This is a genomic window from Ruminiclostridium cellobioparum DSM 1351 = ATCC 15832, assembly GCF_000621505.1.
In the GTDB taxonomy this organism is placed as follows: domain Bacteria; phylum Bacillota; class Clostridia; order Acetivibrionales; family DSM-1351; genus Ruminiclostridium; species Ruminiclostridium cellobioparum.
On record NZ_KK211289.1, the window covers coordinates 15203 to 27767 of the forward strand.

A 12565-nucleotide genomic window follows, 5' to 3' on the forward strand; every position below is an offset into this window, starting at 1 on the left:
CCTTTAAAAAGTATATTAATACACTATTTGCAAATAAAATAATTTATTAAAATAAATTACATAAAAATATAAGATAGCTGGTAAATTCTGTTTAGCAATAGTATTTAAATTATTTAAATCAAGTATATATTTAATGTTTATCACTTAAGTATTATTATAAATCGTTTATTTAAATTTAGCAATAAATTTATTTAAATCTTTATACAATTTGTTGTATTTACACAGTATATATAGCATTAATTTATATATATTGCATAAATTAGTTTGATTATTGAGTACGTTTAGCTAAATGCATGTTTATAAATCTTTTAGTTAATAACTAAATGTATGGCTAATTATTTAGTGATTCATTTAGCAGTTGAATATAATACAATGAATCTTAAAATTGAATACAAAAAAAGAGCTGCCTCAAACATAATGTAATAAGCATTATGCTTGAAACAGCTCTTGGGGTTATGCCTTAGGATTTATTTTTTAGCGGCTAAAAAGTCATCAACCTGCTTCTGAGCATCGGCGCAAACCTTGTTGATACCTGCTTTTTCAAGAGATTCCTTCATCTTTGGATAATACTTGTCATAATCAACGATACCTTCGTTTAACGGATTACCCATATTTTTACCGACAGTTGCCAGAGTAGCAATTTCAGTCTTTACAGCTTCAGGATTATATACCCAACCCAAAAGCTTCTCAGGTTTCGCAGATTCATTGAATTCCTTCATCTTGGTCCATTTATCCGGACTCTCATTTGCCCACAGGTAATCAAGGAACTGGTCTCCTCCCATTGCCCACTGGGCAATTCCTGTATAACCGGAATTATCGGCGGTTACTCCATCCGCAAAATCAATCTGATTTTCACCTATCTTCTTATAATGCTTGTTTTCAATACCCCAATCCAGGAGATTCTTTATTTGTTTGTCGTTGAACAATAAATTAATAAACATCATAGCTCTTGCAGGGTCCTCTGAGGTTCTTGGAATAACGAGCATGGAATTTGTCAGGTCACCGGTTGTGGCATAATAAGGAATATCCTTATATGCATTTACCTGTATCAAATCATATCCCAACTGTGCCTTCATTTCATCGTTCTTGCCCGGCTTAAGCTGTTCTCCCCACATGAATGCCTTCTGGGCTTTCTTAACAGGCATAGAGTCTTTGAGTGTGGCAACATCCTTATTTATGTAACCCTTATTGTACCATTCTCTGGTCATTTTTATCACGTTTATATACTCAGGTGTTTCCTGGAGATTTACAACTTTAATATCCCCGTCGGTCTTCTGATATCCTACCGGAACCTCTGTCTGTGATATATGAACCAATGCATCCTGGGTAAAATAAGAAGCATGGTCACCCTGTGCAGAAACGAATGGCACTATTCCAGGTTCCTTTTCCTTAATTGTCTTCAGCATGGGTTCAAAATCCGCTGGAGTCTTTATATTGGAAAAATCAAAATTATATTTCTCTGCTAAAGCTTTGTTAACAAGTACTCCGCCTACACCAAACATATCCTTGTTGGTAGGGATTGCATAAAGCTTGCCGTTAATAACCGGTGCCTTGAGATAAGCTGGGTTGATATTCTTTGTAATATCTGCTCCGTATTGTGCAAGCAGATCATCCAGCTCAAGCCATGCCTTCTGGGCTACAAATGTACTCCAGCCCCACCAGGAAGGTGAAAACATGACATCAATCTTTTCACCGGAAGCTACCACCAGTTTCTGTTTGTCCTGATAGCTATCCCAGAAAAAGTAATTAAGCTTGATGGTTGCGTTGATTTTTTCAGTTAAAAGCTTGCTTACTTCGTCCTGAATTAATGGGAGGTCCTTTGTTTGAGGAGCCAGGAAATAACAGTTCAGCTCATAAGGTTTCAATTCAGGAGCCTTGCTTTCGGCCGAAGCAGAACTGTCAGCAACTGAAGCCTGACTGTTTGACGAAGACGACACAGTACTGTCCTTTGAGCCTCCGCAGCCTGTTAAAACAACACTGCAAATAAATACCAGGGCAAAAACAATACACCCCATTTTTTTCATCCTATTCATTTATTTTCCTCCTTCAATATGAAAATAATATATTGACCGGCAAACAGATACAAACCAATCTGCCGGAATCAACCTTTTACAGCACCAATGGTGAGACCTTTAATGAAATATTTCTGAAAGAACGGGTATGCAAAAATTATCGGACCTATTCCAAGGATAGCCATTGCCATACGCAAGGTCTCTGCCGGCAGTTTGGCAAGTTCACTGGAAGTGCTCCCGATAGAAACCGCATGCGAGGAGGTTAAAAATTCTACCGAACGCAGGGCCTGATACATTGAGAACTGGATGTTGTAATATTTTGCATCATTGATAAAAAGCAGACACAGGTACCAGTCGTTCCAGTATGCCAGCATGGCAAACAGACCAACTGTTGCAATAGCAGGAGTTGATAATGGTACGACAATGGTATAAAATATCCTGAATTCGCTGGCACCGTCAATCCTGGCCGACTCCAGAATTGAATCGGGCAGATTTGTATTAAAAAATGTCTTCATTATCAACACATTAAATGCGTTTAGCAGAGCAGGAATAACAAGCACTGCTGGGTTGTTCTGCAGGTGAAGATATTTTGTATAAAGAATATACCATGGCACCAATCCACCCTGAAACAGCATGGTGAAAAACATAAAGAAGGAGAAAAAGTTCCTGTACTTAAATGACTTTCTGGATATTGGATAGGCATACATCATTGTAAGCAGCACACTGAAAAATGTACCTATAATACATGCCCCGATTGTGATGCCGTAAGCCCTGAACAGTTTTTCAGAATCCATAAACAGATATTTGTATGTACTGAAACTGATTTCACTGGGAAAAAACGAGTACCCGTTTGTCACAAGGGAGCTCTCGCTAGTGATGGACACCATGAATACCAGAAGCAGCGGAGCTAGACAGACAATACAGTATATAATAAATACAGCGTTGAATATGGCATTTGAAACATGAGAAATAGAGTTTGATTGAAAGGATGATTTGGATGGTTTAGTCTTCATAGTTTTTCTCCTTGTTTAAAATATTTTGTTTTCCGCACTGATTTTGCCTACCGACCAGTTGGCAAACAACACCAGGAAAAAGCCTACAATTGACTGATAGAAGCCCGCAGCCGATGACATACCCAAATCACCGCTGTAAATCAAGGCATTATATATATATGTATCCAGTACATCCGTGGTATCCTGGAGCAGCCCCTGCTGCATGGGTACCTGGTAGAACAGTCCGAAATCCGAACGGAATATATTACCTAATGCCATTATTGTAGTCACTATCATCAAGGGAACAAGAAAAGGAATTGTAATGGAACGTATCTGCTGTAATTTGCTTGCTCCGTCCAGCACGGCCGCTTCATAGTACTCCTGGTCTATTCCGGTGATTCCCGCCAGATATATGACAATACCATACCCGATGTTTTTCCACAGATTTACAAAGGGCAATATAAAAGGCCAGTACTGTGGCTGTGTATACCAGTCTACGGCTGTCAGATTAAGCAAGGGTGCAATGGATTTGTTATAAAGGCCTTCCGGACTAAGTATGGCAAGGACAAGATAGGCTACCACCACCCAGGATAAAAAATACGGAAGGAAAATTACAGACTGGTATAATTTAGCTGCCACCTTATTTTTCAATTCATTTAGAATAAGAGCTATAGTTACGGCAAAAAACAAATTTAATACAATAAAAATGAGATTATAGCCTATGGTATTTCTGGTGATTCTCCATGCTGCATCGGATTTAAACAAAAACTCAAAGTTTTTAATTCCAGACCATGGGCTGTGTAAAAAACCATCCTGGTAGTTGAACTCCTTGAAAGCTATAATTATCCCGAACATCGGCAGATAATAGTTAATGACTACCAAAATAAACGGAGGTAACAGCATAAGAAACATTGCTCTGTTGGTCACCAATTCTTTCAAAAAGCCGCCCGGACGTTTTGTAAGCTTTGGTTTGAGTGTGGTGTCCACATTTGTAAACATTTCATACTCTCCTTATATGATTTTTTCATTTATTTGACATTTTTGGTTTGATTAGATATGTGAGTAGATTTAATAAACAGACTTGTTAAGCCCAGCCATTTTCCTTGCAAATTCTTTTGAAGACATCCTTCCGGCAAACAGTTCAGCCACCAGATCCTTGTGGGTTTCAGCGTCAGCCGCCGGCAGGATGGTATCCCACCAATTAACAAAAGACGTTCCAGTTTCCATCAGCTTCAATGACTGTTTGGAGATGGGAGACATTTGGGATTTATCCAGATCATCTGTTTTCCAGCAAGAGAAACCCGCACCGCTCAGATACCCTTCTCTGCCGGCCTTCTCACTGATAAATTCCAGTACGTTAACAGCCTCTTGTCTGTACCTTGTATTAATATTTACATAGTACCCGTCTGCACTTCCTCCATAAAACTCTTTCAGGGTCCCTCCTCCGCCGGTTATTACCGGGAAGGGTACCACCGTTACATATTTTTTGGTTGTGGATTCTGATTCTTCTATATTGGATTCGACCCAATTCCCCTGATACATCATAGCCGCCTTCCCCTGGGAGAATTCGACCACCATATCATTAAAACTGGTGCTTAAGGCATCGTTGTTAAAGGCTTTTGCGTTTACAAGCTGCAATAACTTTTCAGCGGCAGCTTCAAAGGCCTGATTTTCAAACTGAGCAGGATTGTTTAGTGCATTCAGGCATACCTGATTACCTGCCTGCCGCATGGCAAGTATGTTATACCAGTACATACCGGTCCACCGGTCCTTTTCACCGACAACAACAGGTATTATTCCTTTGGCTCTCAATTTTCTCACAGCATCCAAAAGTTCATCATATGTTTCAGGAATTTTTACACCCGCCTGTTCAAATAACTGAGTATTGCAATATAAACTCGCAATAAAAATATACATGGGCAGACTGTATATCTTTCCGTCAAACCTGCAGTAGTCGATTGCTCCAGGAACCAATTTATCCAATGTTCCCGCGTTTATATATGAATCCAAAGGAAGGATATTTCCTCCGGAGATATAGGGCTCTACAAAACTGCCTCCCCACATATAGAACAAATCCGGAGCCTCATTTGCTGCCAGCGCAGTTCTGATTTTTGATTTATACTGTTCACCATTCCAGCTTAACTCTTTAACCTGGATGTTTGGATTTTGAACATTCCATTCTCTGATTGCATTCTTTAGGGGGTTTGTCTTTTTATTGGATACATTTACCCATTGATGCCATAAAATCAACGTTTCCGGTTCTGAAGCGACATTTTCCCGAGAGGTTTTATTGAATCGCATTTTTATGCTGCATGCAGTCTGGCTGAATAATAAAGAAATCACAATTACCGTTAATAAAATAACTCTCATTAACTTGCTCATTGTTTGTTCTCCCTCAGTTGAATTTAACTTCAGCTTGTATATTATTATAACCGGTATTTGACATTACTCAATTCATTATTTTGCTGTTTACATTCAAAATCTTAGCATGGAAGAACTTTTTATATTCATATTGATATTATACTTTTTGGAACTATAATTTTGGGTATTTCACTTTTGGTATTAGAATTTTAGGTATTATACTTTTGAGTTTTTGCGGAATTCATTAATGCTGCAGCCGGTAAATTTTTTAAATATTATACTGAAATAGTGGGAATCGTTTATTCCGATCCTTTCACCTATTTCGTATACCTTAAGGTCGGTTTCCATAAGGATTTTTACAGCATTCTCCATCCTGACCTTTGTGAGATATTCCACAAAAGTCTGGTTGGTTCCCTGCTTGAACAAGCGGCACAAGTGGCTTGGACTGATAAAGAATTCTTTCGCCACAACCGAGAGTGAAAGTTCCGCATTACTCATGTTGTTTTGTATGTACTCACAAATCTGCATAATTAAAGAATTGGCCTTTTTTTCATTTATGCAGTGCACTTTATTTATAACTTTAGTAATTAAGCTTTTAATATAACTCTTTAATTCAACCAGATTATCTATTCTTGAAACCTGCTCATAAGCTTGTGTAGGATATTCCCACAGGCTGGACGCATCAATTTTCAGTTCAAGCAGAACATGCATGCAGGCTAACAGCACATCAAAAGCCTCCAGGCGTAAATTTTCCACAGTTGCTGCCGAACAATAACAGCCTTCTGCAAAGAGCTCTTCAATCAGCTCATACATTTTTTCCTTCATACCTGCTTTAATGTAAAAATCTATTTTTTCAGCCTTGTTGGGAATACTTCTTCTGGAAACTTCATTGGTGTAGGTTATGTCCGAGTAATTTATAACCTGGTTTTTGCCGATTACAACCTTGTACTTTAATGCATCACATGCTTCACGGTAGGAGATTTTAATATTTTCAAAACCATGCACCTTGCTTCCGATGCCAATGCATACAAAACAGTTGCAGCTGTTAATGATCATTATTTTAATGGCTTCACAGCAATCGGTTAAATCCAGTGATTCATTATTGCTCAAGAGGACAATTTTCCTGCTGTTATCAAAAAATATCCATGTATAGTCATCTTCTCTGGTAATCTGACGTATTCGTTCGGCACACTGAATTTCCAGGAGAATACTGTTTTCCTCTCCGGCGTCCATAACCATGATAGAATTGCTGACTTCTACAACAGCCGTTTGAAAGTAATCGGATTCCGGATTTATATCCAGCCCGAAATACATTAATTTATCCGCTATTTCATCTGCACCCAGTTCACCCTGTAAAAGCTGAATCATAAACTTTTCTTTAATATAAGGAAGATTCAGCTCCAACTGCTGTTTCATTTTCTCATACTTCTTAATATGTGTTCTCTCGGCTTCAATTTTTCTTTTCAACTCCAGTGCAACCTTTTTTATTTCCTCCGCATTGATGGGTTTTAACAGAAAATCTGAAATACCGAGTTTTATGCTCCGCTTTGCATAATCAAACTCATCATGGCCGGTTATGACCACAATTTTAACGTGGGGGTACTTTTCAATTACATTTTTACTGAATTCAATTCCATCCATAAAAGGCATGCAAATATCCGTGAAAATGATATCAGGCACCAAAGCATCAATCATTTCCAGCGCCTGTCTTGCATCGGGCGATTCACCCACTATTTCCATGTCCAGTTCTTCCCACTTAATCCGCATTTTTATAAGATTCCTGATTAAGTATTCATCATCTACTATAAAAATTTTCAAACTAGGCATGATTATATTCTCCATTTCCATTATCAACAGGTATCAGTATTGTAATCCTGGTCCCTATACCCACATCACTTTCTATTTGAAAACAGTCCTCGGTACCGTAAAAAATAGACAGCCGTTCAATTGTGCCTCGCAGACCAAAGCTGGTATCGGTTGTTCCGGTTTTATCTCCTAAAACTTGTTCTATATATTCTTTAGCCATCCCAATACCATCATCTTCTATTGTAATCCGTATACGGTCAATCAAATGTTCTGTTTTTAAAGTTATCGTACCGCCCCCATCCTTGTTCCGGATGCCATGATACAGTGAATTTTCTACAAGAGGCTGTAAAACAAGTTTCAGAATTTTATAACTGCTACATTTTTCATCAATAATGAAATGTGCCGTAAACAAATCAGGATATCTCATTTTTTGAATCTTAAGATAGTTTTTTACCATGACAATTTCCTGTCCAATGTTTATAACTTCCTTTCCCTTGCTTAAACTTATCCGGTAGTAGCTTCCCAGTGCCTCAACCAGATCGCATACAGAGGAGGTTTCTCCCATGAGTGCCAGGGAGTTTATGGAGTCCAGAGTATTATACAGGAAATGTGGCTTTATCTGCGCCTGCAAAACATTGAGTTCCGCCTTTCTTTTTACTTTCTGTTCTGTTATAACACGCTTTATGAGATTTTGTATTTCTCGGATCATAATGTTATATCCGTCCCGCAGCTGTCCAATCTCATCCTTGCCTGCTTTGATATTAACCTCGTTAAATTCGCCTTTTTCCACACCCTTCATTGATTTCAGAAGCTTTTTGATGGGTATGGTAATCATTTTAGAGGTAAAAACAGTTCCTATAAACAGCAGCACACTGTTTATCATTATTATTGCAAATCCAATCAAGCCCGGAACCGCCGTTTCATTGGACAGTTCCTTAACCGGCATGACACTGACAATCTTCCAGCCGTACCTGTCTTCAAGCAGGTATGAAAGAAGGCATTCCGTATTATTAACATCCCGGATCAAAAACCCTTGCTTTTGTTTTTCAAATAATTCGGTCAGATTACCTTTACCTATATCAACCCCATTGGATTTGATTATGCTTTGATTGTTCTGGTCAAATATTGTAATGTCTGTCATGTAATTGTTCGTTATATTGGCAAACGAATCTTTGAAGGTATTTTCAGATATGTTTATTATCAATACTCCAAGCGCTTCAGTGGTATTTATATCTCTGACAAGCCTGATCATCGATATGAAATTATCATCGGGAGCATGACTGAATGCCCCTCCTCCATTGAGACTCAGAATGTAGGAGCCCTTTTTACCCAGAACCGAATTGTACCAGACGGCATCCTGGATTTTTTCCGGAATAAATTTCAGATCGTCCTGATTACCTACCGAATACTCATTACCGGAGGTATCAAAAATATATACCGAGGATATGTATGGTGTTTCCTGAGTAAGTTTATTCAAGTATGTACCCACTTTTTTCTGAACGTTTAAGTCGGAGTATATATTTCCTCTTCTTAATAGAATCTGTAAATCATCATCGGATATAATCATTTTTGAGTAATTGCTTATATTTGTGATTGTAATGTTCAAGCTGGTTCTGATGGAATAGAGGGTTTGGATGGAAACCTCACTTACCTTTCTTAATGCGATTTCTGAGTATATTTCCTGAAAAAGCATATTGCTCATCAATATGGAAAAAACAGATATAAGACAATAAATTAATGTAAACCGGACTCCTATTTTAAAATTATTAAATTTATTCCTGATGGCATTGATTAAAGCCAATACCCAATTTAGTATTATTTCCAGCATACTGTTTTTACCTCATATACCATATAATATTAATTATAGTGCATATTATGTTTACAGTAAATATGTGGTTTTTTATAGAATATATCAATGTTCAGTTTGGTTTGATCAGAAAAAATATTTAAATGTGTATAAGGGTGAAAACATTGTATTTAAGTTTGAATAACGGTATACGCAAATTGTCTTGTTCGCTAGGGGATTTCTGATCCTTATTGCCATATATTCCTTACCGGATAATTCTACAGTAAATTTACCTTTAAATACACCGGCTTCTTTAATTGCCATTTCCCAGGTGTCTATTACCTCCACCCGGTACTCACTCTCATTGTCAAAATAAAAATTTCTTACAACATTCTGAAATCCAATTTCCATGAAATACAGTTCCCGGAAGATTTGCAGCAAAAGCTGGCACAGCCTTGAATAACAAATCCCAACTCAATGAAGTTGTAATCGGTGAAATCCATATAACAATGCTCCCTGGGTGCGGAGGGCATGTTAAAAGCGGCTGACAAGTCTGCTGACCTGATAACCGTATTCCACATATCCTCCGGAAACTTCTGACGTATACACTAGATCATTCTTCGTTCTTTTCCTGTTCTTCACAGATAGCCTGCTTCTCAATTTCTTCATCGCTGACTTGTGAATTCAAAATTTGATGGGCTTCTTCATAAAGTTCGGACGGCACCATAATATCAACAGGTATGCAGGGGCCAAGCACTATATTCAGAAATCCGCTGTCCATCAGATCCAGGGGTTTTCCTTTTCCTATGCAGGTTATACCGTTTTCCTTTAATAACCCGCTTACCACATTGTATTCAAATTCATTTTCAGCTGTGGTTAAATGCACCCAGTCCTCAGGTCCCGCTCTGTTTTCTTGCTCATTGTTTTTGTTTAAATTAAATAATCTTTTCATAAACATCCTTTCCGGTAATTAATTTACCTCAATTGTTTATGTTCTACTTATATTTTAACATATTTTTTTAAGAACAAAGACAATAAAAAATCCCGTCCTCCTATTATAAGAAGACAGGACATTTTTTATCATTATATCAGGTTTTTCCAAAACAAATAGAACTCTCTGTTTTTGAATAGTATGGCTTTGCACAGATGGTTCCTTTTTTATGCCTGCCCAATATTTTTACACGTTTTACTTCTCCGGGGACAAGGTCAAAATAGTTGTCCTCAAACATCCAGCCGAACCGGTCACCGTCCTCGTCTCCAATAAGTTCCACGCTGCGTGCGAATTTATTACAGGCAAGCATCAAATCACCATCTTTTATATCAAGCTCAATACCGGCATCCTCCGGAAATATCAAATGCCGCTCGATGTCCACGTAATCTACATTCCTTGCCAGCATTTTATCTGCCCGGTCGAATACATATGCCACCAGAACATGCTCCCGGCGGAACTGCAGAAACCCGTTCAAATTGCCCACAGGTATTGACTGATCCGGTTGGACCGAAAACGGAAATTCCATCTCCTCTGCGAATTTATTTTCCGGTAAATTGAAAAGTTTTACAACAACAGAACCGCTGTAATGCTCCTGTGTATCGTTGGTTAACCAGACATGGATTTCATCCTCTACGGAAAATGAAACCAACAGTGGTGAATATGCATTACGGAGAGCATAGTAAGCCATTCCCGGCTCATTAAAATAGTCCACAATTCCATAGGAGATAATGTTGCTGTTATTATTAAACTTCCAGAGCAAATGTCCTTTAGTCAGACGCGGGCCTTCCGCCTGAGAAACGGGCTTTCCTCTCCTGAACCGTTCCACATCACGTTTTATATAATTCGCATGAGCTGCACCCAGGCGGTAAATCAGCGACGCCGGATCTTCTGCATCAAGATAGTTTTCAACAGGTCCCACTTTTACCGCACCATTGTTGGTATTATGCTGATTCCAGGTTTCGGGCCAGCAAAGCCGCTGTTTTTTAGTCATGATATTGGTATAACCCTCCGGCCAGAGTTCCCCGGGAGTCATCATAATCTGCATGGTGCGGAGGGGAGGTGCCGACACACGGCAATTTTCACTGAGAAACACCGGATAATATGAGCCCGGGACATACCAGAGATGCGTATAGCCGTGAGTATCGCCTTCTCTCGGATCGTTGGCAAACAATCCCCCGGCGGGAGAGGATTCATGATAATACCGCCCCGGATCAAGTTTTGCACAGACGGAAGGAAAAATTTCACCAAAAATTTTCTCTCCCCAGCAATATTCCCCCGGATGGTCATAATCCCTCGAAAGCAGCATCTCATTGCCGCCGCACCACAAGAGAACGGAGGGATGATGCTTGAGCCGTGAAACTAAACTTTCGGCCTCCCTCCGGCACAATTCCAGGAATTCCTGCTCTTCACTGTACATTGAATAGCACAGGTAAAAATCCTGCCACAATAGTATTCCCCTGCGGTCACACTGTTCATAAAATTCATCAGCCAGTATTTCGCCCTCGCCCCAAACCCGCAGGCAGTTGAAATTGCCCAGCTCCGCAAGCTCCAGCAGTTCACCCGCACGCAGGGCATTGTAGCAGCCGCTGACCGTATCCATATGTGTCAGGTTTGCACCCCATAATTTCAATGGCCTGCCGTTCAGGATGAAGTCGAAATCTCCAACCTTGTCAATACGCCTGAATCCAATTGTACGCCTTACCACATCCTGGCAGGAGTCCCCGCAGAATGCCGAAACCTCCAGCGTATACAGATTTGCCGCTCCATGGGTGCGCGGCCACCAGAGCCGGGGGTTCTCCACATGCAGAACCATGTCCTGCGAAAGCTCCCTCTGCTCGCAAACAGCTGCAATATTACCTTCATCATCTTTCAGACTGGCAACAATACGCAAATCTTTACCGTTTCCGGCATAAGTACCTTGCAGCGAAACCGTTCCCCGCATCAAATCCCCACTGAGAACAACCTCGGCCTCCAGCTCTTCGATGCCGAAAGTCCCGCTTTGTTCCAGGGTAACATGTCCGTATATACCCACCCGGATCAGTTCGGGGATGGGCCCGCAATACTCATGAAAACCCGACCGGAATACACGTGCCATTGAAATAGCCGGGACTTTTCCCTGATATTTTTCAAGGCCGGAGATAGAATTCACTATTTTCCTGGCTGATTTGAAGTGCAGCACAAGTGTATTTTGGAGACGGAGATTATCAAGCTTTGTGATAATGCATGGCAGAAAAGCATCGTTATGCTGAGCAATCAGCCTGCCATTCAGATATATATCCGCAAAAGTATCCAAACCGCCGAAGTGCAAGGTCCACTCTCCCTGCCACTCGTCCAGGGAGAAGTCGCAAACATATATCCAATCCGATTCGCCGATCCAGCAGTCATTGTTTCTGCCCTTGATATTGGGATTTTCAATTATGCCTCTCTCAATTAATGCATCATGGACCTGACAGGGAATTGTTTTGAGCTGCAGCACACAATCACGTGGTAAAGAGCCCTCCGTCAAAATTTCATCAAGCCTGTCAATATTAAACCGGCTGTTCTGCTGAGATTCTTCCAGCCGTTTCAGCTTCCAATTTTCATCAAGGTTGATTCGCTTCATCTTATGTTCTCCTTT

9 protein-coding genes are annotated in these 12565 nt (G+C 39.8%); all 9 read right to left on the reverse strand.

Translation table 11 applies throughout. From position 1 onward, the window contains the following. Window positions 1–467 precede the first annotated feature (467 nt). The 9 genes from T344_RS0119535 to T344_RS0119580 all read right to left on the reverse strand — a co-directional run bounded on the left by T344_RS0119535 (window position 468) and on the right by T344_RS0119580 (window position 12550). Window positions 468–2033 carry an ABC transporter substrate-binding protein gene (locus tag T344_RS0119535; protein WP_051572074.1) on the reverse strand — a complete coding sequence of 522 codons (1566 nt, stop codon included), beginning with the start codon at window positions 2031–2033 and terminating at the stop codon, window positions 468–470. Window positions 2034–2101: 68 nt separating this feature from the next. Further along, the gene (locus tag T344_RS0119540; protein WP_027630066.1) at window positions 2102–3025 is read right to left on the reverse strand and encodes a carbohydrate ABC transporter permease; all 924 of its coding nucleotides are present in this window, start codon (window positions 3023–3025) and stop codon (window positions 2102–2104) included. Window positions 3026–3040: 15 nt separating this feature from the next. After that, window positions 3041–4003 (reverse strand): ABC transporter permease, encoded by a 963-nt coding sequence (locus tag T344_RS0119545; protein ID WP_051572076.1) that lies wholly within the window; start codon window positions 4001–4003, stop codon window positions 3041–3043. 69 nt (window positions 4004–4072) lie between these two features. Beyond that, window positions 4073–5386, reverse strand: a complete 1314-nt coding sequence (locus tag T344_RS0119550) for an extracellular solute-binding protein (protein ID WP_027630068.1) — start codon at window positions 5384–5386, stop codon at window positions 4073–4075. Window positions 5387–5581: 195 nt separating this feature from the next. Next, complete coding sequence (locus T344_RS0119555) at window positions 5582–7192, reverse strand: response regulator (protein ID WP_027630069.1); 1611 nt, start codon at window positions 7190–7192, stop codon at window positions 5582–5584. Then, on the reverse strand, window positions 7185–8999 hold the full coding sequence (locus T344_RS0119560; RefSeq protein WP_027630070.1) for a cache domain-containing sensor histidine kinase: 1815 nt from the start codon (window positions 8997–8999) through the stop codon (window positions 7185–7187). The genes T344_RS0119555 and T344_RS0119560 overlap by 8 nt, the downstream gene beginning before the upstream one ends. Before the next feature lie 105 nt (window positions 9000–9104). Beyond that, a complete protein-coding gene (locus tag T344_RS0119565) occupies window positions 9105–9368 on the reverse strand; it encodes a DUF5605 domain-containing protein (RefSeq protein WP_027630071.1) in 264 nt (87 codons plus the stop codon). A gap of 202 nt (window positions 9369–9570) precedes the next feature. Continuing rightward, the gene (locus tag T344_RS0119575; protein WP_027630073.1) at window positions 9571–9909 is read right to left on the reverse strand and encodes a putative signal transducing protein; all 339 of its coding nucleotides are present in this window, start codon (window positions 9907–9909) and stop codon (window positions 9571–9573) included. 136 nt (window positions 9910–10045) lie between these two features. Continuing rightward, the gene (locus T344_RS0119580) at window positions 10046–12550 is read right to left on the reverse strand and encodes a beta-mannosidase (protein ID WP_027630074.1); all 2505 of its coding nucleotides are present in this window, start codon (window positions 12548–12550) and stop codon (window positions 10046–10048) included. Window positions 12551–12565: the final 15 nt, after the last annotated feature.

Bases quoted from the DNA above. Each gene is read 5' to 3' on its own strand.
- T344_RS0119550 (WP_027630068.1), bottom strand. From the start codon at position 5,386: ATGAGCAAGTTAATGAGAGTTATTTTATTAACGGTAATTGTGATTTCT.
- T344_RS0119575 (WP_027630073.1), bottom strand. From the start codon at position 9,909: ATGAAAAGATTATTTAATTTAAACAAAAACAATGAGCAAGAAAACAGA.
- T344_RS0119540 (WP_027630066.1), bottom strand. From the start codon at position 3,025: ATGAAGACTAAACCATCCAAATCATCCTTTCAATCAAACTCTATTTCT.
- T344_RS0119555 (WP_027630069.1), bottom strand. From the start codon at position 7,192: ATGCCTAGTTTGAAAATTTTTATAGTAGATGATGAATACTTAATCAGG.
- T344_RS0119560 (WP_027630070.1), bottom strand. From the start codon at position 8,999: ATGCTGGAAATAATACTAAATTGGGTATTGGCTTTAATCAATGCCATC.
- T344_RS0119545 (WP_051572076.1), bottom strand. From the start codon at position 4,003: ATGTTTACAAATGTGGACACCACACTCAAACCAAAGCTTACAAAACGT.
- T344_RS0119580 (WP_027630074.1), bottom strand. From the start codon at position 12,550: ATGAAGCGAATCAACCTTGATGAAAATTGGAAGCTGAAACGGCTGGAA.
- T344_RS0119535 (WP_051572074.1), bottom strand. From the start codon at position 2,033: ATGAATAGGATGAAAAAAATGGGGTGTATTGTTTTTGCCCTGGTATTT.
- T344_RS0119565 (WP_027630071.1), bottom strand. From the start codon at position 9,368: ATGGAAATTGGATTTCAGAATGTTGTAAGAAATTTTTATTTTGACAAT.